We start from the raw sequence: 26,017 nt of genomic DNA, 5'->3' as shown, positions 1-26,017 counted from the left end.
TTGCCTTACACTGCGCGCCATGAAAACCATCCCCCTCCATGAAATCCCGGCACCGGCCGTCACCTGTTCGACGTGCGCGGCGTGCTGCTGCCAGTTGGAAGTGATGCTGATCACCGACACTGGGGTCCCGGAGCGTTTTATCGACACGGACGATTGGGGTGGGGAAGTGATGCTGCGGCTCGACGACGGTTGGTGCGCGGCCTTGGATCGCGACAGCATGATGTGCACCATCTACGAAAAGCGCCCGCTGATCTGTCGCGAGTTCGAGATGGGCGCGCCGGAATGCCTGGAAGAGCGCCAGGGAATTGCGACGGCGTATCGCTAAAAGAATGATCTGACAGACCTGATTTACTGTGGGAGCGAGCTTGCTCGCGATAGCGGTAGGTCAGACAACTTCAGGGTGGCTGGTCTATCACTATCGCGAGCAAGCTCGCTCCCACAATTGTTGCTCAGATGTTATAGCGGCATCGTGTAGTGCAGCGCGTAGCTTTCCACACCGTCGTTGGTCGACTTGATACCGGCGTTGGAGTAGTGAGTGGCGCGAATGCCCACTTCATGTCCACCATTGAAGCGCAGGCCAAACCCGATGCGATCCTCGAACTGGAAGGCCGTTCCCAACTTGTTGCTTTCCACTTCGGTATTGGCGAACAGTGCTACACCGATACCCGCCTCAATGTAAGGCTTCACGTTCTGCCCGGAAAATTCATACACAAACACAGGCGAGAACGACAGGCTGTGGTTGCTGGATGTCTCGTCCCCGTCCCAATAGGTATAGGCACCGCTCCAGTAGCCGGTCAGGCGACCGACGTCACTTTGCAGCCAGCTCTTGTCCCAGTCGAACTGCATGCCCAGACGATAGGTCATGGTCGAGTCGCTGGTCTGGCCCACCCCAAATTCCACACCCGCTGCTTGCGCAGTGTAAGTGTGCCCCAACAACGCAGCCGCAAACGCGGCAAAGCAGAATAAGCGCTTCATTAGAAACATCCTTTTCCGAACAGACTTAGTTGATTTTGTTACAAACACTCGAAGCTATAGAAATCCGCGCTAAAACAGAAGTTCAGCACGATTTACATAATTTTCACGTTTTTTTTACAGATCGAAGCTTCGCACAACGCCAGACGAATGCCATAGGGTTGGTAGGATTTTTCTTAGATGCATCGGGTCTGCGCTGGTCCAGAAGTGCGTTTCACTGGCCGGTCCTTCAGCCAACAGCCCGCGCTCAATCAACAGGCGTTGAAGTTGCCGGGCCACCGCGGCCCCCGTGTCGATGAGGCTGATGTGTTCAGGAATCATCCTCGCGAGCAATGGCTTGAGGAACGGATAGTGCGTGCAACCCAGGATCAGCGTATCGCAGCCGGCCGCCAGCAAGGGGTCGACGTAATGCTGCAGCAATTGATGCAAGGCCGGGTTGTGCAGATCACCCGCTTCGATCAGCTCCACCAGCCCAGGACACGGTTGCGTGATGACCCGCACATCGGTGGCGAAACGGTCGAGCAACGCGGCGAACTTGGCGCTCTGCAAGGTGCCGGTGGTGGCCAGTACGCCGACGATACCGCTACGGGTCGCGGCGGCTGCGGGCTTGACCGCCGGCTCCATGCCGACGATGGGCCAATGGGGGAAATCACGGCGCAGGTCGGCAACGGCAGCGACCGTTGCGGTGTTACAGGCGACGACCAAGGCCTTGGCGCCTTGGCCCAGGAGAAAGTCGGCAATGATCGCGCAACGTTGTCGGATGTATTCCGGAGTCTTCTCGCCGTAGGGAATATGCCCACAGTCAGCCACGTACAACAGCGATTCATTGGGCAGCAGCCGACGGATCTCCCCCAGCACCGACAGCCCGCCGACCCCCGAGTCGAGCACACCGACCGGCGCTTCACTCATGTTGACCACCACAGACGCTGCAACCTGGATCACGCTTGACCCGCAACTCACGGAATCGCGTGCCCAAGGCATCGATCAACAGCAGACGCCCCACCAGCGGCTCACCGAAACCGACCAGCAACTTCAAGGCTTCAAGAGCTTGCAAGCTGCCCACCAATCCCACCAGCGGCCCGACCACACCGGCTTCGCTGCAGGTCAGTTCGGCTTCGCTGCCGTGGCCGTAGAGGCAGTGGTAGCAAGGGCTTTCAGGACGGCGCGGATCGAACACCGACAACTGCCCTTCCAGGCGAATCGCCGCGCCGCTGACCAACGGCTTACCCGCTGCGACACAGGCCGCGTTCACCGCCTCGCGGGTCGAGAAATTGTCCGAGCAATCGAGCACCACATCCACCACCGCGACCGCAGCGGCCAGGCTGTCTTCGTCCATGGCCACCCGGTGAGGCACCAGCCGAACCTCGGGGTTGATCGCCCCCAGGCGCCGCATCGCCGAATCGACCTTGCTCAGGCCGACGCTGTCGGTGTCGTGAATGACCTGGCGTTGCAGGTTGGTCAAATCGACGCTGTCGAAATCCGCCAGGTGCAGCTCACCCACGCCGGCAGCGGCCAGGTACAACGCCACCGGGGCACCGAGCCCGCCGAGGCCGATGATCAACACGCGGCTTTGCTTGAGGCGCAATTGGCCGTCGATGTCGACATGCTGCAACAGAATCTGCCGACTGTAGCGCAACAGCTCCTGATCGTTCAGCACGGCAGGCACCCCAGGCTGATGCGCTCATGGCCCCCCAGGTCCTTGCGGCTGTGGACTTCAACAAACCCCTGGGCGCTCAGCAAATCGCGCACCGCTTCGGCCTGATCGTAACCGTGCTCGAGCATCAGCCAGCCACCCGGTTCCAGGTGTGCCGGCGCCTGGGCCACGATCTGGCGTAGATCATCGAGCCCATCCGGCCCGGCCACCAAGGCACTGGCCGGCTCGAAACGCACGTCGCCCTCGGCCAGGTGCGGATCGCTGGCGGCGATGTAGGGCGGGTTGCTGATGATCAACTGGAAACGCTCGCCTTCCAAAGCGCTGAACCAGTGGCTGCTCAATACCGTGACGTTGCGCAGGTCCAGGCGCTGGCGATTGCGTTCGGCCAGGGCCACGGCCTCCAGCACCCGGTCGACCGCCGTGACGTTCCAGGCCGGGCGCTCACTGGCCAATGCCAAGGCAATCGCGCCACTGCCGGTGCCCAGATCCAGGACCCGGGCCGGAGTGGCCGGCAGCAAGGCCAGTGCGGTTTCCACCAGCAGCTCGGTGTCGGGACGCGGGATCAGCGTGTGGGGCGCGACCTCCAGGTCGAGCTTCCAGAAACCCTGTTGCCCGAGGATGTAGGCCACCGGCTCGCCGGAGCGACGACGCCGCAGGTATTCGGAGAACAGCAACGCCGCCTCGCTGGGCACGATCCGCTCAGGCCAGGTGTGCAGGAAGCTGCGGGACTTGCCCAGGGCAGCGGCCAGCAACAACTCGACATCCAGCCGTGGCGTGGGCGAATCCGGTAGCTCGGCGGCGCGTAACAGACTGGCGATAATGGTCATTCATTCACCTGTGCTTACTCGCCAATCGCCGCCAACTGGTCGGCCTGGTATTCGGCCAGCAACGGCTCGATCACCGCATCGACACCACCGGCAAGGATCTCATCCAGGGAATACAGGGTCAGGTTGACGCGATGGTCGGTGACCCGGCCCTGGGCGAAGTTGTAGGTACGGATCCGCTCGGAACGATCGCCCGAGCCCACCAGCAATTTGCGTTCGCTGGCGATGGCATTGGCGGCGGCGCTGGTCTGCTGGTCGTTGAGCTTGGCCGACAACCAGGCCATGGCCCGCGCGCGGTTCTTGTGCTGGGAACGCTCTTCCTGGCACTCGACCACGATGCCCGAGGGCAAGTGCGTGATGCGGATCGCCGAGTCAGTCTTATTGACGTGCTGGCCGCCCGCGCCAGAGGAACGGTACGTGTCGACCCGCAGGTCCGCCGGGTTGATCTCGATGGCTTCCTGCTCGTCCGGCTCGGGCAATACCGCCACGGTGCAGGCCGAGGTATGGATACGCCCCTGGGATTCGGTGGCCGGCACGCGTTGCACGCGGTGGGCGCCGGACTCGAACTTCAGCTTGCCGTAGACATTGTCGCCTTCGACCCGGGCGATGACTTCTTTATAACCGCCGTGTTCGCCTTCGTTCTCCGACAGGATCTCCACCCGCCAGCCGCGACGCTCGGCATAACGCGAATACATACGGAACAGGTCGCCGGAAAAAATCGCCGCCTCGTCGCCGCCGGTGCCGGCACGGATCTCAAGGAACACGTTGCGCCCGTCATTCGGATCCTTGGGCAGCAGCATGCGTTGCAGGTTGCTTTCCAGTTCGAGCAACTGTTCCTTGGCTTCGCGCACTTCCTCCACGGCCATTTCGCGCATGTCCGGGTCGCTGTCCTTGAGCAGCGCCTGGGCGCCTTCGAGGTCGCCCTGCACTTTAAGCAGCTGTTTATAGGTGGCGACAATCGGCTCGACTTCCGCGTATTCCTTGGAATAGGTACGGAATTTGTTCTGGTCGGCAATGACCTCGCCATCGCCCAGCAAGGCGGTCAGTTCTTCGAAACGGTCCTGGAGGATGTCCAGTTTGTTGAGCAGTGACGCTTTCATTGCGGTTTTTTATCCGAAAAGCTATCCGGTGAGCCCTCACCGAGGGCAAAGAGTTCCTGGGCCATGGCCAGCGCATCGAGGCGGCCCTCGGCGGTCAGCTTCTTGAGCTGGACACTGGGGGCGTGGAGCAACTTGTTGGTCAGGCCGCGGGCCAGTTGCACCAGCACCTCTTCGGCACTTCCGCCGTTGGCCAACAGGCGCTGGGCCTTTTGCAGCTCCTCGTCCCGCAGACGTTCGCTCTGTTGACGATACGCCTTGAGCACATCCACCGCCGCCAGCTCGCGCAGGCGCACCATGAAGTCCTCGGCGCCGACGCTGATCATCTCTTCCGCCGCCTGGGCCGCGCCCTGCCGGCTCTTGAGGTTCTCGGCCACTACCTCGTGCAGGTCGTCGACGCTATAGAGATAAACGTCGTCCAACTCGCCGACTTCCGGCTCGATGTCGCGGGGGACGGCAATGTCCACCATGAAAATCGGCTTGTGCTTGCGCAGCTTCAGGGCACTTTCCACGGCGCCCTTGCCGAGGATCGGCAACTGGCTGGCGGTGGAACTGATGACGATGTCGCTATGTACCAGCTCGGCGGGGATGTCCGACAGCAGCACCGCATGGGCACCGAACTGTTCGGCCAGGGTGCTGGCCCGCTCCAGGGTCCGGTTGGCGACGACAATGCGTTTCACACCCAGGTCGTGGAGGTGGCGAGCGACCAGGGTGATGGTCTCGCCGGCGCCGATCAACAGCGCCTGGCTGCGTTGCAAATCACTGAAGATCTGTTTCGCCAGGCTGACGGCGGCGAACGCCACGGACACCGGGTTCTCGCCAATGGCGGTGTCGGTGCGCACCTGCTTGGCGGCATTGAATGTGGCCTGGAACAAGCGCCCCAGCAGCGGGCCGACGGTGCCGGCCTCGCGGGCCACGGCGTAGGCCGACTTCATCTGGCCGAGAATCTGCGGCTCGCCCAGCACCAGCGAATCGAGCCCCGAGGCGACGCGCATCATGTGACGAACGGCCGCATCGTCTTCGTGCACATAGGCACTGGCGTGCAGCTCTTCAAGGCTCAAGTTGTGATATTCGGCCAGCCAGCGCAGCACTGAATCGGCCGAAACGTGATCCTGTTCTATATAAAGCTCACTGCGATTGCAGGTGGAGAGGATCGCAGCTTCGCGGCTGTCGGTGAGTCGGCAGAGCTGCTGCAGGGCCTCAACCAGCTGCTCAGGCGTAAAGGCCACGCGCTCGCGGACGTCTACTGAAGCAGTCTTGTGGTTAATACCAAGTGCAAGGAAGGCCATTCAAGGTCGCTGATGGTGACGTGAAGCCGGCAATTGTCCTACTTCGTCAGATTCAGAACAACCACTCGATCTCTATCGCCTCTGCCCGGGTGGTAAATCGACGGGGCGGTTATGTTTGACTCAAGGCTTGTGTCATGATGATCCGACCGCAGGTTAGTCGTCCTCTTCCTATATGAATAGATCTTCCGCGTTGCTCCTCGCCCTTGCCGTGCTCAGCGGCTGCCAGTCCATGGCCCCCGTTTCGACGGACGGTACGCCGCCAGTCGAAGACAGCGTGCAGGCCCCTGAAAAACCCAAGGTCTATGGCTCGTTCAGCGAAGAAACCATCTTCAGCCTGTTGAGCGCCGAACTGGCCGGCCAACGCAATCGCTTCGACATTGCGCTGGACAACTACGTGACCCAGGCCATCAACACCCAGGACCCGGGCATCTCCGAGCGGGCATTTCGCATCGCCGAATACCTGGGCGCCGACCAGCCTGCGCTGGATACCGCGCTGATCTGGGCCAGGAATGCCCCCGATGACCTGGAAGCGCAGCGCGCCGCCGCTGTGCAACTGGCCCGGGCCGGACGCTACGACGACTCCATGGTGTATATGGAGAAAGTCCTGCTGGGCAAGGGCGACACCCATTTCGATTTCCTGGCGCTGTCCGCCGCCGATACCGACCAGGAAACCCGCAACGGCCTGATGAAAAGCTTCGATCGCCTGTTGCAGCGCCACCCGAACAACGGCCAGCTGATTTTCGGCAAGGCCCTGCTGCTGCAACAGGATGGCGACACCCAGGGCGCCCTCACCCTGCTGGAAGACAACCCGCCGGAAGCCGGCGAAGTGGCGCCGATCCTGCTGCGTGCCCGCCTGCTGCAAGGCTTGAACCGTGGCGACGAAGCGCTGCCGCTGCTGGAAAAAAGCATCAAGAAATACCCGGACGACAAACGCCTGCGCCTCACCTACGCCCGCATGCTGGTGGAAAACAACCGCATGGACGATGCCAAGGTGGAGTTCTCCAGCCTGGTCCAGCAATACCCGGAAGACGACGAGTTGCGTTATTCCCTGGCACTGGTCTGCCTGGAAGCCAAGGCCTGGGAAGAGGCCAAGGGTTACCTGGAAGACCTGATCGCCCGGGAAAGCCACGTCGACTCGGCCCACCTGAACCTGGGTCGCATCGCCGAGGAACGCAACGACCCCGAGAGCGCACTGATCGAGTACGCCCAGGTTGGCCCGGGCAACGACTATCTGCCGGCGCAACTGCGCCAGGCCGATATCCTGATCAGCAATGGCAAGACCGCCGATGCCCAGAGCCGCCTCGCCGTACAACGCGACTCCCAGCCGGACTACGGCATCCAGTTGTACCTGATCGAAGCCGAAACCCTGTCGGCCAACAATCAGGGCGACAAGGCCTGGAACGTACTGCAGCAAGCCTTGAAGCAGTACCCGGACGATCTGAACCTGTTGTATACCCGCGCCATGCTGGCGGAAAAACGCAATGACCTGGCCCAGATGGAAAAAGACCTGCGCCTGATCATCCAGCGTGACCCGGACAACGCCATGGCCCTCAATGCCCTGGGTTACACCTTGTCGGATCGCACCACCCGCTACGACGAAGCCAAGCTGCTGATCGAACAGGCCCACCAGATCAATCCGGAAGACCCGGCGGTACTCGACAGCCTTGGCTGGGTGAATTTCCGCCTGGGCAATCTCGACGAAGCCGAACGCCTGTTGCGCCAGGCCTTGGAGCGCTTTCCCGACCAGGAAGTCGCCGCTCACCTGGGCGAGGTCCTGTGGGCCAACGGCAAACAACGCGAAGCGCGGCAAATCTGGAGCCGATTCCTCAAGGAACAGCCTGACAGCGCCATCTTGCGCAGCACCATCAAACGCCTGACCGGATCCGAGACTCTTTAAGATTATGTTTTTGCGCCATCTCATCGTTTTCAGCTTCATTGCCCTGCTCGCCGGTTGCGCGGGCTTCGGCGCCCGTGAATCCGTCCAGGGCCAGGGCAACCAGGCCCAGTGGCGCGAGCACAAGCAACAACTGAGCGGCCTCGATGGCTGGCAGATCGACGGCAAGATCGGCATCCGCGCCCCGAAAGACTCGGGCAGTGGCACGCTGTTCTGGCTGCAACGCCAGGACTACTACGACATTCGCCTGTCCGGCCCACTGGGTCGCGGTGCGGCCCGCCTGACCGGCCGGCCAGGCCAGGTTTCACTGGAAGTCGCCAACCAGGGACGCTACGAGGCCCCGACCCCCGAAGCGCTGCTGGAAGAACAACTGGGCTGGAAACTGCCGGTCTCCCACCTGACCTGGTGGGTTCGCGGGCTGCCGGCGCCGGACAGTAAAAGCCGCCTGACCCTCGATGCCGACAGTCGTTTGTCCAACCTGGAACAGGACGACTGGCAGATCGAATACCTCAGCTATGCCCAGCAGAACGGCTACTGGCTGCCCGAACGCATCAAGTTGCACGGCAGTAACCTCGACGTCACGCTGGTGATCAAGCAATGGCAGCCGCGCAAGCTGGGGCAATGACATGACCGCTGCACGCCTGACCCTGCCCTCCCCGGCCAAGCTCAACCTGATGCTGCACATCCTCGGCCGTCGTCCGGACGGCTATCACGAGTTGCAGACGATTTTTCAGTTCCTGGACTACGGCGACGAAATCACCTTTGCCGTGCGCGACGACGGCGTGATTCGCCTGCACACCGAATTCGAAGGCGTCCCCCACGACAGCAACCTGATCGTCAAGGCCGCGAAACAACTCCAGGCGCAATCCGGTTGTGCCCTGGGCATCGATATCTGGATCGAAAAAATCCTGCCCATGGGCGGCGGCATCGGTGGCGGCAGCTCGAATGCGGCGACGACTTTATTGGGCCTCAATCATTTGTGGCAGCTGGGCTGGGACATCGATCGCCTGGCCGCCCTGGGCCTGACGCTGGGCGCCGACGTGCCGGTTTTCGTGCGTGGCCACGCCGCTTTTGCCGAGGGCGTTGGGGAAAAACTCACCCCGGTGGACCCCGAGGAACCCTGGTACTTGGTGCTGGTGCCGCAAGTATCTGTAAGTACAGCAGAAATTTTTTCAGATCCGCTGTTGACACGTAACTCTCCTCCCATTAAAGTGCGCCCCGTTCCCAAGGGAAACAGTCGAAATGACTGCTTACCGGTGGTAGCAAGGCGTTATCCAGATGTTCGTAACGCTTTGAATTTGTTAGGTAAATTTACCGAAGCAAAACTCACCGGAACTGGAAGTTGTGTGTTTGGGGGCTTCCCAAGCAAAGCTGAAGCTGATAAAGTCTCGGCCCTTCTGACAGAGACCCTTACAGGGTTTGTAGCAAAAGGAAGCAACGTTTCGATGTTGCATCGCAAGCTGCAAGACCTGCTCTAAAAGGAATCGAGTGCTGGGCACTCGCAGCAACAGATACAGGGGCGTCGCCAAGCGGTAAGGCAGCAGGTTTTGATCCTGCCATGCGTTGGTTCGAATCCAGCCGCCCCTGCCATTTTCCTATACTCATCCAGGTATACCCTCAGCCTTCAGGTACTGCGCGTGTCCAAGATGATGGTCTTTACGGGGAACGCCAACCCCGATCTGGCTCGGCGTGTCGTACGTCAGCTGCATATCCCTCTCGGTGACATTTCTGTCGGTAAGTTCTCCGACGGCGAAATCACTGCCGAGATCAATGAAAACGTTCGCGGTAAAGACGTCTTCATTATTCAGCCGACTTGCGCTCCGACCAACGATAACCTGATGGAACTCGTCGTGATGGCTGATGCCTTCCGCCGTTCCTCGGCTACTCGTATCACTGCTGTTATTCCTTACTTTGGTTATGCCCGTCAGGATCGCCGTCCGCGTTCCGCACGTGTGGCGATCAGCGCGAAAGTCGTGGCTGATATGCTCACCGTAGTCGGCATCGACCGTGTCCTCACGGTTGATCTGCATGCTGACCAGATTCAGGGTTTCTTCGATATTCCCGTAGATAACATCTACGGCTCCCCGGTCCTGGTGGATGATATTGAAGATCAGCGCTTCGAAAACCTGATGATCGTGTCCCCGGACATTGGCGGCGTCGTGCGTGCACGGGCTGTTGCCAAATCCCTGGGCGTGGATCTGGGTATCATCGACAAACGCCGTGAGAAAGCCAATCACTCCGAAGTGATGCATATCATCGGCGACGTCGAAGGGCGCACCTGTATCCTGGTCGATGACATGGTCGATACCGCCGGCACCTTGTGCCACGCGGCCAAGGCCCTGAAAGAGCATGGCGCTGCCAAGGTCTTTGCCTACTGCACACACCCTGTGCTGTCGGGTCGGGCGATCGAGAACATTGAAAATTCCGTGCTGGACGAGCTGGTGGTGACCAATACCATCCCGCTGTCCGCTGCAGCACAAGCCTGTGCGCGTATCCGTCAACTGGATATCGCACCGGTGGTTGCCGAAGCGGTTCGCCGCATCAGCAATGAAGAATCGATCAGCGCGATGTTCCGTTAAGGGCCCTACCCTTTCCAGGACATCTCGTTGACGAAAAGCGCCCCGCCCCAACACTCATGTTGGGGCGGGGCTTTTTTGCCCATACCGCTTTGGCGTCGGTCGCAGACGTCATGCGGAAATGGCTATTTTGGAGATACAACATGAACGATTTTACTCTGAATGCTGAAGTGCGTTCCGACCTGGGGAAAGGTGCGAGCCGCCGCCTGCGTCGTCTCGCAAGCCTGGTTCCAGCTGTAGTCTACGGTGGCGACAAAGCCCCTGAGTCCATCAGCATGCTGGCCAAAGAAGTTGCCAAACTGCTCGAAAACGAAGCGGCCTACAGCCACATCATCGAGCTGAACGTTGGCGGCACCAAGCAAAACGTCGTGATCAAAGCCCTGCAGCGTCACCCGGCCAAAGGCCACGTGATGCACGCTGACTTCGTCCGCGTTGTTGCCGGCCAGAAGCTGACTGCTGTTGTTCCAGTGCACTTCATCAATGAAGCTGCTCCGGTCAAGAAAGGCGGCGAAATCTCGCACGTGACTTCCGAGCTGGAAGTGTCCTGCCTGCCGAAAGACCTGCCTGAATTCATCGAAGTCGACCTGGCTGACGCCGAAGTCGGCACGATCATTCACCTGTCCGACCTCAAGGCTCCTAAAGGCGTTGAGTTTGTTGCTCTGGCACACGGCGATGACAAGGCTGTTGCCAACGTCCACGCTCCACGTGTTGCTCCAGAAGCCACTGAAGAAGGCGCTGCAGAGTAATTTCACTCTGTCGCCGGAGTGACCGGAAACATCGCGGACTGGAACGTAGCGAGACAGCGGGCGAGAACGCGAAGTTTACTTAACGGTGAATCCGCCATTATCGTCCACTGTCGCAACACCGCCTGATTGCGACATCGTTATCCACACTCCAGGAAGGGCCCCTATCGTGACTGCCATTAAACTGATCGTTGGCCTGGGAAATCCAGGCGCTGAATACGAACAGACCCGGCATAACGCAGGGGCCCTTTTTGTTGAGCGCATCGCGCACGCACAAGGCGTCAGCCTGGCAGCCGATCGCAAGTATTTCGGCCTGACCGGGCGCTTCTCGCACCAAGGTCAGGATGTTCGCCTGTTGATTCCCACCACCTACATGAACCGCAGCGGCCAGGCCGTGGCGGCATTGGCCGGTTTCTTCCGCATCAAGCCTGAAGAAATCCTGGTGGCCCACGACGAACTCGACCTGCCTCCGGGCGTTGCCAAGCTCAAGCAGGGCGGCGGCCATGGCGGTCACAACGGGTTACGCGACATCATCGCGCAACTGGGTAATCAGAATACCTTTCACCGCCTGCGGCTCGGCATCGGCCACCCAGGCGTTGCCAGTATGGTTTCAAACTTTGTCCTGGGTCGTGCGCCTCGCGCCGAACAGGAAAAACTCGATGCCAGCATCGACTTTGCCCTCGGCGTGCTGCCGGATATCCTCGCCGGTGAATGGAACCGCGCGATGAAAAACCTGCACAGCCAGAAGGCCTGACACTTATCCGAGGGGAAACACCATGGGATTCAATTGCGGCATCGTCGGCCTGCCTAACGTCGGCAAGTCCACCCTGTTCAACGCCCTGACCAAATCCGGTATCGCGGCCGAGAACTTCCCCTTCTGCACCATCGAGCCGAACAGCGGCATCGTGCCGATGCCCGATCCGCGCCTGGAAGCCTTGGCCGCTATCGTCAACCCCAAGCGCATCCTGCCGACCACCATGGAATTCGTCGACATCGCAGGCCTGGTGGCTGGCGCGTCGAAAGGCGAAGGCCTGGGTAACAAGTTTTTGGCCAACATCCGTGAGACCGATGCCATCGCCCACGTGGTGCGCTGCTTCGAAGACGAGAACGTGATTCACGTTTCCAACAGCGTCGACCCGAAACGCGACATCGAGATCATCGACCTGGAACTGATTTTCGCCGACCTCGACAGCTGCGAAAAACAACTGCAGAAAGTTGCCCGCAACGCCAAGGGTGGCGACAAGGACGCGGTCGTCCAGAAGGGCCTGCTGGAGCAGTTGATCGCCCACTTTACCGAAGGCAAGCCTGCGCGCAGCCTGATGAAAAACATGAGCACCGACGAGAAGCTGGTGATCAAGGGCTTCCACCTGCTGACCACCAAGCCGGTCATGTACATCGCCAACGTCGCTGAAGACGGTTTCGAGAACAACCCGCACCTGGACGTGGTCAAGGCCATCGCCGAAGAAGAAGGCGCCATGGTCGTTCCGGTCTGCAACAAGATCGAAGCGGAAATCGCCGAACTGGACGACGGTGAAGAGAAAGACATGTTCCTCGAGGCCCTGGGCCTGGAAGAACCTGGCCTGAACCGCGTGATCCGCGCCGGCTACGAGATGCTCCACCTGCAGACCTACTTCACCGCCGGTGTCGAAGAAGTCCGCGCCTGGACCGTCCGCGTGGGTGCCACCGCACCGCAAGCCGCCGGTGTGATCCACACTGACTTCGAAAAAGGCTTTATTCGTGCCGAAGTCATCGCCTATTCGGATTTCATTCAGTACAAGGGCGAAGCGGGCGCCAAGGAAGCGGGTAAATGGCGTCTGGAAGGCAAGGAATACATCGTCAAGGATGGTGATGTGATGCACTTCCGCTTCAACGTCTAACGTTTTTTCGCATCCGGTCATTGGAGGCGATCAAAGTCTTCATGAGCCCATCGCGTGGCAGCGACTCGCTGCCACGCGACCTTCTGGAGCCGATGTCAGGTCAATAGATGCCCTGGATCAGCCTCGGGCGCTACCCCGACCAGCCCTATCTCGGCGTCGGGAGCAAAGATCATGTCATCTTCATCAAGGCTTTCTCGCCAGTCCCCGGCAAGCGCGACCTGGAACCAATGGCCTTGTGCGTCCGCTTCCACATCCCTCAGGTAAGTGCGGTCCAGTTCGTTGTTGTAAACCATCTCCAGCGTAGTGTCCGTGCCATCTCCGAAGCCGGTATAGCCCAGGGCCGATACATCGATCTTGTCGTCAACGGTGAAGCCTTCGATAAGATCGGCAAAGCTTTGGCTGTCCGTACGATAGCTGTCCTCGGTAGACAGATAGCGGAACACGTCGTCATTTTGGTGGTTATCCGTCCACAACGAGATGTCGGCTCTATCTCCACCGTTGAGACGGTCTGCGCCCGCGCCACCGATGATGACATCGGCTCCAGCACCACCGTTGATACGGTCATTGCCGTCCAGGCCATAGATGATTTCCGCCAAGGCAGAACCGGTAATCGTATCCTTGGCAGACGTACCTTCAACAGTGGGCGCGGTGAACACCAGGTTGGTGCTGTCCAACTGCCCCACCAGGTTGCCATCCAAGGCCAGTTCAAACCGTTGCCCGGAGGCATCCGCATCGTAGTTCTTGAGGTAGGTGCGAGTGCCGTCTGCGCTCGCCATGACAGCCAAGGTGCCGTCATGGCCGTCGCCAATGCCGGTGAAGCCCAAGGCAATCAGGTCGATGCGGTCCTGAGAAGCATCGAAGTCCTGGACCCGGTCGCTGTTGTTTTGCGTGGCAGTGCGGAAACTGTCGCTCAGTTCGGTGAAGCGGAAAATGTCAGCGCCAGCGCCGCCCTGCAGAAAGTCGCGTCCGCCGTTGCCTTGGAGCACATCATCACCCGCCAAGCCGTGGATGATTTCAGCGGCATCGGTCCCCTGCAGGATTTCTTCCCCGGCGTATCCGCTCACATGAAGCTTGCCGTCCTGGCTGCCGAAGTGAGTATCCACACTGCCATCGGCGTTCAAACGGATGACGCTGAAGTCCCCGTTGCTCGTGCCGGCGGCCAGAATCTTGCCATCGCCTTGTACCGTCAAAGCCACAGGCGTGTCGGCTTCGAAGGTCACCCTGCCATTGGAGCCAAAGCTGGTATCGAAGGAGCCGTCAGCGTTAAGCCGCGCGACAGTAGCCAAAGTATCGCCTTCGCCATGGCCCATCACGATGATCTTGCCGTCAGCCTGCACGGTGACCACTGAGTCTTCGCCAAAACCCGTGGCAGCGCTCAAGGAGAGTACACCGTCATCACCGAAACGGGTATCCAGCTGACCGTCGGGATTGAAGCGCTGCAGGGTGTACGTCGGATCACCTACGCCGGCGATATTGTAGGCAGCCCCGACCACAACACTTCCATCCGCCTGCACCGCAGTAGAAATCCCTCCGTTGTAGTAGGCGTCTTCGGGAATATTGACAGTCAGCGCGCCATTGTCGCCAAAGCCATCGACGAAAGTGCCGTCATTGCCGATCCTGGTCACTGTGGCCTGGTCAAACCCACGAGCGCTGATCTGGAATGTGCCATCCGTACTCGCCGTCAGGTCGATGTCCTTGAAGTCGTGGTTGATGTCGACCGTCATAGCGCCATTTTGGCCAAAGCTGGCATCGCGTGTCCCGTCGCTGTTGAAGCGCTCCACCTGTACGCCGGTGTTCAGCACGACGGCGACAAGCACCTTGCCATCGGACTGCACCGCCGTCAGCTCGTAGCGCGACGCCGGGGCTATCGCAGCAGGTACGATGTCGATGCCACCTTCATGGAAGCTGGTGTCCAGGCTACCATCGGCGTTCAGCCGGACAACGGAGTGGTTCTGTTCGTAACCGTAGCTTTCCTCGCCTGGCGCGCCGGGGTATCCCCATGCCAGGTACTCGGTATAGCCTCCAACCAATATCTTGCCGTCTGGTTGGATAATGATGCTCTGGTTATCGTCGAACTGACCGGTGAGGTCGACTTGGACAGTGCCCGGGCCAGTTCTCACGGTATGGGTACTTGCCATCGTGCTATCGCTGGTTGCCATGGGTTAATCCTTTAACGGGGGCTGGATCCGTCACTCTAGTAGAGCAGTAAGGATTTGCACGCTGCCCCAGCGTTGGCACGAGCAGAGTTCGACCGGTGGTTTGTTGAAGCCTAAGAAAAGGGGCTGTCCCCAATTCTCTAGCGTCTAAGTTGCAGGTGGTGTTGTGGGTGATGGGGTGTATATCCGTTATTTAGGTAACGGCTACTTAGGGTTTCGCCCTTACGGCGAGTCACTTTTGAAAAGCGCAAAAGTAACCAAAACGCTCTTGCCCCACCACTCGGCACCTCGCCTAGGCTCGGTGTGCCCTCACTCCGGCATTGCTCCGTGGGCCCGCCGCGAAGGGCCATCCATGGCCCAGCGCGGCTAACCCGGCATCCATGCCGGGTTGCCCACTCCACAATGCCTGCGTTCGGCCAGCGTGGTTAACGGGGCGCCCGAGATCAACGTCCACCGCGAGGCGGCCTGAGAGCCGACCTGGTTCTTGATGAGACCGCGTTTCTCCTGTGGGAGCGAGCCTGCTCGCGAAGGCGGTGGGTCAGTTTGCGGTGATGTTGGATGTGCCGGCCTCTTCGCGAGCAAGCTCGCTCCCACAGGGGATCTTGGTGCTCATCAGTCTTGTGTTCACCGCAGGCCCATTGTGGGAGCGAGCTTGCTCGCGATAGCGGTGGCTCAGCCACATAGATGCTGACATGTGCCCCGCTCCTGCTCTTGCTTTGGATCTTGATCTTGATCTGGGCGCCCTGTTAAACCACGCTGGCCGAACGCAGGCATTGCGCAGTGGGCATGCCGGGATAGCCGCGCTGGGCCATGGATGGCCCTTCGCGGCGGCCCACGGAGCAATGCCGGAGTGAGGGCATGCCGAGCCTAAGCGAGGCACCAAGTGGTGGGGCAAAGCGTTTTTGGTTACTTTTGGCGCTCTTCCAAAAGTGACCCGCTGTAAGAGCGGAACCATAAGCAGCCGTTACCTAAATAACGGATATACACACAAACCAAAAAACGTATCTAAGGCCTTCAAATAAGGCACTCACACGATCAACCACACGCAGAAAAAACCCATAAAAAATCATCGACTTCTTGAAATCACACCACTCATATACTGATTCAAATCGCGAAAGTCCTTAACCCCCCAAGAAAACGGCGCTAACTTCACCCCATTCTCTTTCAAAGTCCTGGGAATCAAGTCCCCATTGGGACGAAGTATTACCGACGACACAATAACCCCCGGATAAACCCTCAAACGCTCCTTGAAAGCCGCAATCGTAAGATCAGGCGTAGGAGGATTGCTTTTATGAGCCAATGGCCCCGTTCCCTTGAGGTCCACCCCATGGCACATGACACATCGCTGCAAATAAATACCTTTCCCATTAGCATTTTCCGCGAAGGACAGTGATGTTTGAATGAGCGACAAAATTCCTAGCGAAGCAATGACCAACATTCTCACTATTCATGCAGCCTTGTTGTATAGATCAGATCGGCGCTATTGATGCGGGAGCAAGCTCGCTCCCACACCTCACTAGAACAGATAACCCATGTAGATCGCCGCACCACCACCGGCCTGCAAACCAGCATTCACACCCGCCATGACCACCGCCCCCTTGGCCGAGCGCGCCAGTTGCCGGTTGACCGTGGTCGAAGCGATGAGCGAAGTTGCCGGGTTAGAGCTCAAGGCCACCGACAACGCCAGCAACTTGGGATCGAGCCCGAATAGCAGGGCCGTGGCCGACCCGCCGACCACCAGGCCCACGCCCACTTCGGTATACATGCATGGGCCGGTGATGTCGTCGCTGGTCAGGTCGCGATTGACCAAGGCATCGCTGACAAACACCTTGCCGGTGCTGGGAAACGCCTCTGCGGCACCGGCGCCAGCCACGCTCTTGCCCTTGATCTGGATATTGATCTTGCCGAAGCGCGGCAGCCGTGCGCCAAAGCCGACACCCACGCCAACACCGCCATAGCGGTAGCTGACGTCCTCGCCTTGGGGCGAACGCAGGATAATCGAGCCGCCGCTGCCCGCCACCATGACCACGGTCAGACCGCCGCCGCTGGCGGTCTGGTACTGCCAGCGACTTTCATTGACCGGGAGTGGGATGTTGTAGCTCATACGTTCAAAGTCCTTTATATGAATGAACCGCACCGCGGCCGCGTTGACGGAAAGCTTTTAGCAGGCCGACAAGGGTGAACACCAGGCCGATAAACCCCAACACCCCGGAGGTGCCCCATAGTGCGGCCGGGGCATCGACGATGGCGCTGCCAGCCGGCTGCTCAGGCAGGTAATGCACCCGCACCGGTTGGTCTTTCTGATAGCCGAAGATAAAACCGCCCTGGGGGTAGGAAATTTTTTCACCGCTGGCGGTGGTGAAGGCGATTTCAGGATGGGAACCGCCGGCATTCAAGTGGCTGACGATGCCATCGGCGGTCTGTGCCCGAGCGAGGAAGTCGCGTCGGTCGAGAGAGAGATTGACGGCAATGCCCAACAAGCCAATGCCAATCAGGGCAAACAGCAGGCCCAGCAGAATCGTCCCGATGCGTGACGGGGTGTCGTTAGCCATGGCGGGTCTCAGTATTCATCCATGAAAGAAGAAGATCAGAGTATCAAGAAACCCTGGGGATATCCTATCCCCCTTACGTGGCTTGACTCACCAACGGCAACCTCACCACGAACTCGCTACCCTGCCCATCCCCTGCACTCTTGCCGATTACCGTGCCGCCGTGGCTTTCGACCAACTCGCGCACCACCGTCAAGCCAATGCCCAGGCCAACGCCGTTGAAACCGACGGCGTGAACGTCCTGCACGAACGGCTCGAAGATGAACGGCAGCGCCTTGGGCGAGATCCCTATGCCGCTATCGCGGATGCCGATTTCCACCCTATCGACCTCGACGGTGGCCCAAAGCCTGATCGTACCGCTGGCAGGTGTGTACTTGGCGGCATTGCCCAGCAAGTTGCCGAAAATCTGAGCCAGCCGCACCGGATCGCCGTTCACCCATAATGCACACCCGGGTAATTGGGCACTAAAGTGCAAGTCGCCAGAGAGCATGATCGGCCGACAGTTGTCGATGGATTCATGAATGATCTGAACGATATCGACAATCTCGCAATCGAGGCGAAACTTACCGGTCTTGACCCGAGAGACGTCGAGCAAGTCTTCAACCAACCGAGACATGTGCCGCACCTGGCCTTCGATCAACTTCTGCATGCGCGGCAGTTCCTCACTGGGCGCCCGCGCCAGTCGGCCGGCAATCATACTGATGGGGTTCAGTGGATTGCGCAGTTCATGGGCCACCAGGGCGAGGACGCTACGCTGGCGCTCCAGTGCGCGTTCGGCCGAGGCCTTCAGGTGTTGCGCGCTGAGGGCGGCGATGACCAATAGCTCATTGGCTTCGCGCATATCCTGATACAACTGTTGTTGTTCTAGTGCCTGCGTGCTTTTTGGCTTTTCAGCCTCGGACTGGGCCGACAGGATCGCCAGGACCAATTGCTGGTTGGCCTCGATCAACTGCTCGATATGTTGCTTATCGGCGAGTTGGGTGTTGGCCTCGCGCAGCTCCTTATGCAACGCCGCCAACACCGCCCGCGCCTCGACGGTTTTCTGGCCAAGCAGGAACAGCTCGCGAGCGGCCGAGGCCTTCGCTTGCTCATTCTTGCCATTGGTCTCATTCATGATCGCGACTCATCCGGCGCCGTTGCCGGAAAGCTGCAGGGTCGGCCGACCGCCGAGCAACCCCTCCCGATCCGGCAACATTTCGCCGATCTGCAAGCCGTTGTCGTCGATGCGATAAAGGCGTAGCTCGTCGGAGTGAGCACTGGCCCGCACCTTGACCACCGCCATGATGCGCAATAAACGGCTCTGCACTTCAATGTAGCGCTGAACGATAATGGCGTCGGTGAGAAAAGCCGTGCCATAAGGGCTGAAGCGCAGGTCGGTGTAGCGGTCTTCCAGCTCCGAGGTCAGCAACACACTGACACCGGCGCTGGTCAACGCTGTGACCATGCGTGACAGCGACTCGCGAAAGTCCTCGCGAAAGGTCGGCGCCAGCGCCAGTTCGAAGCCCGACAGCGAATCAATGACCACCCGGGTCGCTTTCAAGCGGGCGATCTCGCCCAGCAGCAGGTGCACGATTTCGTCGATGGACAAGTCCGGCGCGCGGCTATCCACCAGTCCGACTTTTCCACATTGAATCAAGTGGGCGAGCGTGGCGTTCTGGGAATGATTGGGACGTTGTTCAAACACCGCGATCACGCCGGTCTCACCGTTGCGCGCGCCTTCGGCGAGAAAGGACGCCGCCAGTATGCTCTTGCCTGAACCGGACGGCCCCGCCACTAGCAAGGAATACCCGCGCGGCAGGCCACCGCCGAGCATTTCATCGAGCTGCGGTACGCCCATGGCCAGGCGCTTGATCGGAAACTCCAGCGGCGCTTCGCCCGGATTGAAGGGAGCGGGGGCAAATACCTTGATTCCCGACGAAGCGATACGGAAGGTGTGCAGGCCCGGCAGCGTCGGCTGGCCGCGCATCTTCATGATTTCCATCTTGCGCACCATGGAATTGCGCTGAACGCTCTGGCGCAGCCAGATCAATCCATCGGCCACGGTGAAAATCGGGTTGGTATCGGTTTCGTTGAAATACTCGCCGATCAGGAAAGTCGTGGCCTGCCAGGTGGTCATCAACATGCCCAACTGCTGGACGAACTGCGGCAGGTTGTTATTGGGGTTGTCCTGGGTCTGGCTGGCCAGCACCACCGAACGGAACGAGTCAACGAATACCAGCGCCGGGGAGTGAGCCTCCACCTCGCTGACAATGCGCCGCAGCACTTCGTCCAGATCCCCGGCCAGGGTATCGTCAGCCAGATTGACGTAGCGGATCGATTGATTGACCGCTTCGCTGTCGAAGAAGTCGAACTGCTGCTGATAACGCAGCATCTTCAGCGGCGGCTCGCCCAGCACGGTAAAAAACAGCGCGGGACGCTCCGGAGTCGCCAGGGCAAACATCATCTGGTGCGCGAGGGTAGTTTTGCCGCAACCGGGGGGACCGGCGATCAGGTTGAACGAAAACTCCGGCAATCCTCCGCCCAAGACCTCGTCCAGCCCTGGCACGCCGGTAGCCAAGCGGTTGATAGTCACTTTGGTGTTCATGGCGAATTTTCCTGCGAAGGGGTGTCGCTCAAGGAAGGCTCCCACACGTCACGAAGCAACCGTGCGGTGAGCGAGGGCCCGATCAGCGTGGTCAGCAACTCATAAAAGACTGTCAGCATCGCTTCACCGAAAAACAGCGCATCGGCTTCGCTTTGCTCAACAAGTACCGATTTAAGAGCAGTCAGAACCAGGCCTGGCTGCACCCTGTCGCAGGTGCGGGTCAGGCGCGGATGAGTAGACCCACACAAGTGCAGGCTGCGGCGATACAGCGCGGCGACCCCTTGTTGACCAATGACGGGCGTAAGGGTCGCCTCTATATCCTGCAAAATTGAAATGATCGCGTGAGCGATCCTTGCAGTGTCAGCGTTGGGGCCAACGCGGTGCGTCAGAGAAGCTACGATCTGACGGCTCTCTTCGCTTAGCGTGGACATAGCTAACTGATATCCGATGGGCAAGTATCGATAGTACACCCTCAAGGACGTTATCGAGCCCCCATTGGACAAAGCAATGCAATTGCGCCCCTCTACAGCCAGCGAACAAACCTGGCTTGAACGATCCCCCAAACTGAAAAATCCCCGGCATCACTCGCTGATACGGGGATTTTGCTTCATCACGCGCCAGGCGGGCGCCTGGAGCGGGCTGGAAAAAACTAACCTCTTTTGACTTTGAAACGTCCCAACACACGCTGCATCAGTGAGGCTCGCTCCGAAAGGTCCTTGGCCGCCACCGCACACTCTTGTGAGTTGGACTGGTTTTTCTGCGTCACTTCATCGATCTGCTCCAAACCGATGCTGGCCTGCTGCAAGCCCGAAGCCTGCTCGCTGGAGGCCTGGTAGATCAACGAAACCAGGTTGGAAACCGCGCTGGTTCCCGTGACGATGTTTTTCAGCGATTCGGCGGTCCGGCCGGCGATGATCATGCCGCGCTGCGTCTTGCTCGATGAGTCGGCGATCAATGCCGCCGTCTGCTGGGCGGCCTCGGCGCTGCGGGCGGCCAGGCTGCGTACTTCGTCGGCAACGACGGCAAAACCGCGCCCAAGCTCACCTGCCCGGGCGGCTTCGATGGCCGCGTTCAGCGCCAACAGATTGGTTTGTGCGGCAATATTGTCGATGGTGGTGATGATCGCGGTGATGTCCTTGCCCGAGTTGTCGATTTCGGCCATGGCGGCAATCAGCTCGCTCATCAATTTATCGCTCTCCCCCGCATCAGCCCGCGATGCCTGGGATTGCTCATCGGCTTTCTTGGCGTTGGCGGCGTTGTCCCGGGTCTGCGCAGCCATTTGCGTCATCACCGCGCTGATTTCGGTAATGGACGACGCGGAATTCGACGCGCCATCGGACAATGACTGGCTCAGATCAGTGACCTGCGCCGAGCTGCCGGTAATCTGCGTAGCGCTGGTCTGCACCTCGGAAATCAGCTGGTTCAGGTTGCTGACCATCTTCTCCAGCGACTTGCCCAGGGTATCGTGGGGCGAAGACAAGCGGACCTCCAGGTCCAGATCACCTTCGGAAATACGCTCGGCCACACGAACCTGGCGTTGCAGGCTTTCGGACATGTCGTTAAGCGCCACAGACAATTGCCCGACTTCATCCTCGGATTTCTGCACCAGGCGACGAGAAAAATCCCCCAGGCTGATGTTGGCGGCCAAGGCCGCGGCCTCGCGGATCGGCCCGACGATTTTCGCGGCGGCAAACCACAGGGCGGCCAGGGCCAACAGGGAAATGACCATCCCCACCGACACTTGCCAGATGCTGTTGCTGATACTGCGCGCCTGCAGCTCTTGCTCCAGGGCTATCGCCTGGCTCATGACCACGGCCTTGGGCAGACGAATCAGCACCGCCCAGGGCTTGCCTGTGCGACCCAGCGTAATGGGCATCAGCACTTCGATATGCTGGGTTTGTGGATTGAGCAGGCCATTGCCACGACCGCTCTGGATGTCGCGCAGCACGCTTTCCCAGGACTCAGGTAACAACGCCTTGATGGGCTGGCCAATCAAGTCAGTACGCTGGCTGTCCGCAACCACCAGGCCCTGGTTACTCAGGATCGTCACCGTGCCTTTGCCGCCGTAGAGCTCGGCAGACATCTGCTCGCTGAGCTTCTGGATAAAAGCGATGTCGAAGTCAGCACCGACCACACCGTAGAACTTGCCATTGGCGACGATCGGAACCGACAAAGTGGTCAGCCAAACGTTTTTACCCTGGACCACATAAGGAATGGGGTCCAGCACGCTTTCCTTCAGGGTGTCGCGCGGGCCGCTGTACCAGCCGCCTTTGGGCACACCGTTAGGGTGACGGTCCGGGGAGTCATACTCGACCAACGGCTGCACCGCGACATGGCCACCGGCGCTACGTGTCCAGTAAGGCGTGAAGCGCCCTGTCTGTGGATTGTTACCGTCCTGGGCATTGCGCAACGCCAGATCCTGTCCATCCAGCGCATCCGGTTCCCAACAGGAATAGGTGCCATTGAAATCAGGGTTGTCCTTGAGGACGCTGAGCAACACCGTATTGATCTGCTCCCTGCCCAATGCCAGGGGGCTTTGCGTGCTCTTGCTGGCGGCAAAGGTATTGGCCATGGTGCGGGCTGCATCCAGGGCATTCTGCAACTTGGCCTGGATGGCATTGGCCCGGGACTCGGCCAGGTTCTGAATTTCCCGGATCGTTGATTTTTCAACCAGCGCCGAGACTTCGGTGGCCACGTATTGCTCATTGGCCCGAGCGGTAAAGAGCCCGTAGATAATCAGGCTGACCGATGAAACAAACAGACAAACGCCTGCCGTGACACAAATGCGTGCCTGCAATGACTTGAACTTCATATCATCCCCTGCCTGATTCTATTTATTGCCAACGTTAAAGACGAAGGCCTCTAACTTGTGCGCGACGCGGCGAATAACAATCAATCACGGCTGTTTACGCGGCCCACGAGGCAATCGCCTTGAAAGGGCACGGCGATACAGCTGCTTTATAAGTATTTGAAACGTGGCAGGTGGGGCACAAAAAGCAGTAGAGGTATTCAAGTCAGGAACCGAAGGCCTTATGTCCAGGACAGTAAGGGCGATAGCTGGAAAGAATGCGAAGCCTGCTTGTCCAGTCACCACAAGGTCACCCTTGAATAATGCCGCAGAATCCATTCAGACCAATAACCACGACAGCAAATTAACACGACCGGGTTTTATACAAAATCAAACTTAGGCGTTATACAAAACAGTACTTTAGTCTTAATTCACCAAAGGCCCGACATCCAGGGTGAAAGTGCCCGCGCGCGAGGTGTCACGCCGGGCTATTCGATCCTGAAAGAGGCTGGGCACGCCGTCGCGTTATCGGCTATAGGAGGGCATCGCCAATGGCACCGGCTGCGGGTTGGCGATGACCCAACGCACAGCCAATTCACAGAGACGCTCGGTCTGCTCGGCGTTATCGTTGCCATTGCGCAGAACGGCAGCCAGCGCCCGTGCTTCAGCGAGCTCGGCCGCAGGCAAGGGCACGGCGCTGCCCACATGGTCAACCAGAGCCGCCAACATCGCTTTGAAATCCGCGTCCCAGTTGGCCGAGCCGTTGTGGTGAATCTCTCGGGAGATACGGCCACTGATGCGGATCACCTCACCCTGCGCCGTCGCTGCGGCGCCAGAGGATGGCACCAGCAGCTCCCACAGTTGCTGATGCTGGTCACGCCAGTCACTGGCCGCTACGACAATAGCGGCCTGACCGTCGTGAACCTTGCGAGGGGCAACGGGAGTGACGTTGAAAAGACGATAAAGACTGGCCAGGGCAGCGTCCGTTGTCTCGAGGTAGTCCGGGTTGAAGGAGGCCCGGTGAAACTCGAACTCACGACCGATGCGCTGCACTTCAGCGAGCATGCGGTCATCGGCTTGCAGCCCTGCCGCCAGCAGCGTCTGGGCGATTTTCGCGGTGGCCTCGATATCGGCATTGCGGGTAGTCGCCAGGGCAATATGCAACACACCCTGTCCCTGCCGACTCTTGGCATCGACATTGGCGCCACGGCGGATCAGGGCAGCAATGGCCTCGGCCTTGTGACTGTTGGCCGCGGCATGCAATGGCGTGTAGCCCTGGTAATCCTGCGCCTCGATATCGGCGCCCAAATCCAGCAGCAGATCGACACCACCGATCCAACTCGAACTGCGATGGTGCAGGGGCGTTCGTTGGTAAGTGTCACGGGCATTAATGTCGGCGCCCTGCTCCACCAGCCAACGGACCAGTTCGTCGGGGCAGTTGTAGAAGCCCAGCGCGGTGCTCTTGCTGTAACCCCCGGTGGCTTCAAGCTCGCACGCATCGAAGACGGCGACCAGTTCGGCAAACGAGGCCTGCTCCAGCCGCTGACCAAAATCCTTCGGCAGAGTCTTGCGTTTACGCTTACCCATGGCGGCGGCCACCGTTCTGATCCAAAGATTTTTCAGCATAAAAACAAATACTCATCGGTCACGGCCATCTGAATGTAGATCAGACTTTTTTAGTTCTCGGCAGGAATATCGCCAACACCCCGAACAACGGCAGGAACGAACACAGCCAGTACACGTACTCGATACCCCGGATGTCCGCCAGGTGCCCCAGCAGCGCAGCGCCAATCCCGCCGAAACCGAACATCAGCCCGAAGAACACACCGGCGATCATCCCGACATTGCCCGGCACCAGTTCCTGGGCGTACACGACGATGGCCGAGAACGCCGAGGCGAGGATGAAGCCGATGACCACGCTGAGGATGCTGGTCCACAGCAGGTCGACGTGAGGCAGGATCAGGGTGAAGGGTGCCACGCCGAGGATCGAGAACCAGATCACCGCCTTGCGCCCGATCCGGTCGCCAATCGGGCCGCCAAAAAAGGTCCCCGCCGCCACCGCGCCGAGGAACAGGAACAGGTGCAACTGCGAAGAAGCCACCGACAGGTCGAACTTCTCGATCAGATAGAACGTGAAGTAACTGGTAAAACTGGCCATGTAGAAGTACTTGGAAAACACCAGCAGCCCCAGCACCACCAGCGCACTCAAGACCCGGCCCTTGGACAGACCATGGGTGGCCGCCTGGCCTTGCTTGAGCTTGAACAGGTTCAAGTGGTTGGCGTACCAGCGGCTGATGCGGTACAGCACGAACAGCGCAAACAGGGCGAACAGCCCGAACCAGGCCACATTGCCTTGCCCGTAGGGAATGATGATCGCCGCCGCCAGCAGCGGGCCGAAGGCAGAGCCGGCGTTACCGCCCACCTGGAACGTCGACTGAGCCAGCCCGTAGCGGCCACCCGAGGCCAGTCGCGCCACCCGCGATGCTTCCGGGTGGAAGGTCGACGAGCCGATGCCGATCAACGCCGCCGCCAACAGGATCAGGGCAAAACTACCGACCATGGACATCATCACAATGCCGATCAGCGTGCACACCGTCCCGGCCGGCAGCAGCCAGGGCTTGGGGTGTCGATCTGTGTGATAACCAACCCAGGGCTGCAACAAAGAGGCGGTCAACTGGAACGTCAGGGTGATCAGGCCAACCTGGGTGAAGGTCAGGCCGTAGCTGTCCTTGAGCATCGGGTAGATCGAGGGCAGCACCGCCTGGATCAAGTCGTTGATCAAGTGCGCCAGCGCCACGGCGCCGATGATGCGCATGACCAACGGGCTGCTTTGCGCTGTGCCGGCAACGGATGGGGCGGCGGCCTGGGTATTGCTGATAGCCATGGGAGTTTCCATACGACAGAGGGTGCACACGGGCAGGTGCGTCAATGTGCCATTTTTCGGTGCGACAAGGCTATCCCCTTAGCTTGCTATCGACCTTGAAAAATTGTCGAATTCCAAGGTGATAGCCCAA

The 26,017-nt window shown here is 59.6% G+C and carries 24 protein-coding genes, 1 tRNA gene and 1 pseudogene; 9 read left to right on the top strand and 17 right to left on the bottom strand.

Annotated elements, in window-relative coordinates; translation table 11 throughout:
- Positions 1-19 precede the first annotated feature (19 nt).
- Entirely contained in the window at positions 20-325 is a 306-nt protein-coding gene (locus tag AC3A5O_RS21590; RefSeq protein ID WP_060740657.1) for a YkgJ family cysteine cluster protein, read from the top strand.
- Positions 326-456: 131 nt separating this feature from the next.
- Here AC3A5O_RS21590 and AC3A5O_RS21585 read toward each other — a convergent pair whose 3' ends face one another.
- From AC3A5O_RS21585 to hemA, 6 genes are all read right to left on the bottom strand, one after another.
- Entirely contained in the window at positions 457-975 is a 519-nt protein-coding gene (locus tag AC3A5O_RS21585; RefSeq protein WP_122564702.1) for an acyloxyacyl hydrolase, read from the bottom strand.
- 114 nt (positions 976-1,089) lie between these two features.
- The gene (gene murI / locus AC3A5O_RS21580) at positions 1,090-1,881 is read right to left on the bottom strand and encodes a glutamate racemase (RefSeq protein ID WP_305482152.1); all 792 of its coding nucleotides are present in this window, start codon (positions 1,879-1,881) and stop codon (positions 1,090-1,092) included.
- A complete protein-coding gene (locus AC3A5O_RS21575) occupies positions 1,874-2,629 on the bottom strand; it encodes a molybdopterin-synthase adenylyltransferase MoeB (protein WP_487753701.1) in 756 nt (251 codons plus the stop codon). Before AC3A5O_RS21575 ends, murI begins: the two co-directional genes overlap by 8 nt.
- Positions 2,623-3,453: a peptide chain release factor N(5)-glutamine methyltransferase gene (gene prmC / locus AC3A5O_RS21570; protein ID WP_122564704.1), complete on the bottom strand. Its 831-nt coding sequence runs from the start codon at positions 3,451-3,453 to the stop codon at positions 2,623-2,625. Before prmC ends, AC3A5O_RS21575 begins: the two co-directional genes overlap by 7 nt.
- A gap of 14 nt (positions 3,454-3,467) precedes the next feature.
- Complete coding sequence (gene prfA / locus AC3A5O_RS21565) at positions 3,468-4,550, bottom strand: peptide chain release factor 1 (RefSeq protein ID WP_060740653.1); 1,083 nt, start codon at positions 4,548-4,550, stop codon at positions 3,468-3,470.
- Positions 4,547-5,836: a glutamyl-tRNA reductase gene (gene hemA, locus AC3A5O_RS21560; RefSeq protein WP_122564705.1), complete on the bottom strand. Its 1,290-nt coding sequence runs from the start codon at positions 5,834-5,836 to the stop codon at positions 4,547-4,549. The genes prfA and hemA overlap by 4 nt, the downstream gene beginning before the upstream one ends.
- Positions 5,837-6,008: 172 nt before the next feature.
- Here hemA and AC3A5O_RS21555 point away from each other — a divergent pair, with 172 nt between their 5' ends.
- The 8 genes from AC3A5O_RS21555 (at position 6,009) to ychF (ending at position 12,926) form a co-directional block, all read left to right on the top strand.
- Positions 6,009-7,733: a tetratricopeptide repeat protein gene (locus AC3A5O_RS21555; RefSeq protein WP_122564706.1), complete on the top strand. Its 1,725-nt coding sequence runs from the start codon at positions 6,009-6,011 to the stop codon at positions 7,731-7,733.
- Between the two features lie 4 nt (positions 7,734-7,737).
- On the top strand, positions 7,738-8,355 hold the full coding sequence (gene lolB / locus AC3A5O_RS21550; RefSeq protein ID WP_003205525.1) for a lipoprotein insertase outer membrane protein LolB: 618 nt from the start codon (positions 7,738-7,740) through the stop codon (positions 8,353-8,355).
- Position 8,356: 1 nt separating this feature from the next.
- A complete protein-coding gene (ispE, locus tag AC3A5O_RS21545) occupies positions 8,357-9,208 on the top strand; it encodes a 4-(cytidine 5'-diphospho)-2-C-methyl-D-erythritol kinase (RefSeq protein WP_487753700.1) in 852 nt (283 codons plus the stop codon).
- 37 nt (positions 9,209-9,245) lie between these two features.
- A tRNA-Gln gene (locus AC3A5O_RS21540) sits at positions 9,246-9,320 on the top strand.
- Positions 9,321-9,367: 47 nt separating this feature from the next.
- On the top strand, positions 9,368-10,309 hold the full coding sequence (locus AC3A5O_RS21535) for a ribose-phosphate pyrophosphokinase (protein ID WP_003171603.1): 942 nt from the start codon (positions 9,368-9,370) through the stop codon (positions 10,307-10,309).
- A gap of 140 nt (positions 10,310-10,449) precedes the next feature.
- Positions 10,450-11,052, top strand: coding sequence for a 50S ribosomal protein L25/general stress protein Ctc (locus AC3A5O_RS21530; RefSeq protein ID WP_060740648.1), 603 nt, complete (start codon positions 10,450-10,452; stop codon positions 11,050-11,052).
- Between the two features lie 166 nt (positions 11,053-11,218).
- Positions 11,219-11,803 carry an aminoacyl-tRNA hydrolase gene (pth, locus tag AC3A5O_RS21525; protein ID WP_003185374.1) on the top strand — a complete coding sequence of 195 codons (585 nt, stop codon included), beginning with the start codon at positions 11,219-11,221 and terminating at the stop codon, positions 11,801-11,803.
- A gap of 22 nt (positions 11,804-11,825) precedes the next feature.
- Positions 11,826-12,926, top strand: coding sequence for a redox-regulated ATPase YchF (ychF, locus tag AC3A5O_RS21520; RefSeq protein ID WP_060740647.1), 1,101 nt, complete (start codon positions 11,826-11,828; stop codon positions 12,924-12,926).
- Between the two features lie 95 nt (positions 12,927-13,021).
- On the opposite strand, the gene AC3A5O_RS21515 is transcribed toward ychF, so the two are convergent.
- The 11 genes and pseudogenes from AC3A5O_RS21515 to AC3A5O_RS21465 all read right to left on the bottom strand — a co-directional run bounded on the left by AC3A5O_RS21515 (position 13,022) and on the right by AC3A5O_RS21465 (position 25,887).
- Complete coding sequence (locus AC3A5O_RS21515) at positions 13,022-15,085, bottom strand: calcium-binding protein (RefSeq protein WP_487753699.1); 2,064 nt, start codon at positions 15,083-15,085, stop codon at positions 13,022-13,024.
- A 1,063-nt stretch (positions 15,086-16,148) separates the two neighbouring features.
- Positions 16,149-16,520 (bottom strand): c-type cytochrome, encoded by a 372-nt coding sequence (locus AC3A5O_RS21510; protein WP_487753698.1) that lies wholly within the window; start codon positions 16,518-16,520, stop codon positions 16,149-16,151.
- 78 nt (positions 16,521-16,598) lie between these two features.
- Positions 16,599-17,186, bottom strand: coding sequence for a hypothetical protein (locus AC3A5O_RS21505; RefSeq protein WP_305468470.1), 588 nt, complete (start codon positions 17,184-17,186; stop codon positions 16,599-16,601).
- Positions 17,187-17,190: 4 nt separating this feature from the next.
- The gene (locus AC3A5O_RS21500; RefSeq protein ID WP_305468471.1) at positions 17,191-17,634 is read right to left on the bottom strand and encodes a DUF3592 domain-containing protein; all 444 of its coding nucleotides are present in this window, start codon (positions 17,632-17,634) and stop codon (positions 17,191-17,193) included.
- 73 nt (positions 17,635-17,707) lie between these two features.
- Entirely contained in the window at positions 17,708-18,745 is a 1,038-nt protein-coding gene (locus tag AC3A5O_RS21495; RefSeq protein WP_305468472.1) for a sensor histidine kinase, read from the bottom strand.
- Between the two features lie 9 nt (positions 18,746-18,754).
- Positions 18,755-20,215: an ATPase domain-containing protein gene (locus tag AC3A5O_RS21490; RefSeq protein ID WP_305468473.1), complete on the bottom strand. Its 1,461-nt coding sequence runs from the start codon at positions 20,213-20,215 to the stop codon at positions 18,755-18,757.
- Positions 20,212-20,646, bottom strand: a complete 435-nt coding sequence (locus AC3A5O_RS21485) for a hypothetical protein (protein WP_487753697.1) — start codon at positions 20,644-20,646, stop codon at positions 20,212-20,214. The genes AC3A5O_RS21490 and AC3A5O_RS21485 overlap by 4 nt, the downstream gene beginning before the upstream one ends.
- Before the next feature lie 218 nt (positions 20,647-20,864).
- Entirely contained in the window at positions 20,865-21,653 is a 789-nt protein-coding gene (locus AC3A5O_RS21480; RefSeq protein ID WP_436278775.1) for a methyl-accepting chemotaxis protein, read from the bottom strand.
- A 111-nt stretch (positions 21,654-21,764) separates the two neighbouring features.
- A pseudogene (locus tag AC3A5O_RS21475) lies at positions 21,765-23,027 on the bottom strand (cache domain-containing protein); the annotation flags it as partial.
- Between the two features lie 501 nt (positions 23,028-23,528).
- A complete protein-coding gene (locus tag AC3A5O_RS21470) occupies positions 23,529-24,590 on the bottom strand; it encodes an ankyrin repeat domain-containing protein (protein WP_487753696.1) in 1,062 nt (353 codons plus the stop codon).
- Between the two features lie 79 nt (positions 24,591-24,669).
- Positions 24,670-25,887, bottom strand: coding sequence for an MFS transporter (locus tag AC3A5O_RS21465; RefSeq protein ID WP_122564715.1), 1,218 nt, complete (start codon positions 25,885-25,887; stop codon positions 24,670-24,672).
- Positions 25,888-26,017: the final 130 nt, after the last annotated feature.

The organism is Pseudomonas sp. Soil_N_39 (genome assembly GCF_057655955.1).
This window is presented reverse-complemented; position numbering and strand designations above follow the sequence as displayed.

Coding starts and splice junctions, on each gene's coding strand:
- AC3A5O_RS21590 (WP_060740657.1), top strand. CDS start 20: ATGAAAACCATCCCCCTCCATGAAATCCCGGCACCGGCCGTCACCTGT.
- AC3A5O_RS21585 (WP_122564702.1), bottom strand. CDS start 975: ATGAAGCGCTTATTCTGCTTTGCCGCGTTTGCGGCTGCGTTGTTGGGG.
- murI (WP_305482152.1), bottom strand. CDS start 1,881: ATGAGTGAAGCGCCGGTCGGTGTGCTCGACTCGGGGGTCGGCGGGCTG.
- prmC (WP_122564704.1), bottom strand. CDS start 3,453: ATGACCATTATCGCCAGTCTGTTACGCGCCGCCGAGCTACCGGATTCG.
- prfA (WP_060740653.1), bottom strand. CDS start 4,550: ATGAAAGCGTCACTGCTCAACAAACTGGACATCCTCCAGGACCGTTTC.
- hemA (WP_122564705.1), bottom strand. CDS start 5,836: ATGGCCTTCCTTGCACTTGGTATTAACCACAAGACTGCTTCAGTAGAC.
- AC3A5O_RS21555 (WP_122564706.1), top strand. CDS start 6,009: ATGAATAGATCTTCCGCGTTGCTCCTCGCCCTTGCCGTGCTCAGCGGC.
- lolB (WP_003205525.1), top strand. CDS start 7,738: ATGTTTTTGCGCCATCTCATCGTTTTCAGCTTCATTGCCCTGCTCGCC.
- ispE (WP_487753700.1), top strand. CDS start 8,357: ATGACCGCTGCACGCCTGACCCTGCCCTCCCCGGCCAAGCTCAACCTG.
- AC3A5O_RS21530 (WP_060740648.1), top strand. CDS start 10,450: ATGAACGATTTTACTCTGAATGCTGAAGTGCGTTCCGACCTGGGGAAA.
- ychF (WP_060740647.1), top strand. CDS start 11,826: ATGGGATTCAATTGCGGCATCGTCGGCCTGCCTAACGTCGGCAAGTCC.
- AC3A5O_RS21515 (WP_487753699.1), bottom strand. CDS start 15,085: ATGGCAACCAGCGATAGCACGATGGCAAGTACCCATACCGTGAGAACT.
- AC3A5O_RS21510 (WP_487753698.1), bottom strand. CDS start 16,520: ATGTTGGTCATTGCTTCGCTAGGAATTTTGTCGCTCATTCAAACATCA.
- AC3A5O_RS21505 (WP_305468470.1), bottom strand. CDS start 17,186: ATGAGCTACAACATCCCACTCCCGGTCAATGAAAGTCGCTGGCAGTAC.
- AC3A5O_RS21500 (WP_305468471.1), bottom strand. CDS start 17,634: ATGGCTAACGACACCCCGTCACGCATCGGGACGATTCTGCTGGGCCTG.
- AC3A5O_RS21495 (WP_305468472.1), bottom strand. CDS start 18,745: ATGAATGAGACCAATGGCAAGAATGAGCAAGCGAAGGCCTCGGCCGCT.
- AC3A5O_RS21490 (WP_305468473.1), bottom strand. CDS start 20,215: ATGAACACCAAAGTGACTATCAACCGCTTGGCTACCGGCGTGCCAGGG.
- AC3A5O_RS21485 (WP_487753697.1), bottom strand. CDS start 20,646: ATGTCCACGCTAAGCGAAGAGAGCCGTCAGATCGTAGCTTCTCTGACG.
- AC3A5O_RS21480 (WP_436278775.1), bottom strand. CDS start 21,653: ATGGTCAGCAACCTGAACCAGCTGATTTCCGAGGTGCAGACCAGCGCT.
- AC3A5O_RS21470 (WP_487753696.1), bottom strand. CDS start 24,590: ATGGGTAAGCGTAAACGCAAGACTCTGCCGAAGGATTTTGGTCAGCGG.
- AC3A5O_RS21465 (WP_122564715.1), bottom strand. CDS start 25,887: ATGGCTATCAGCAATACCCAGGCCGCCGCCCCATCCGTTGCCGGCACA.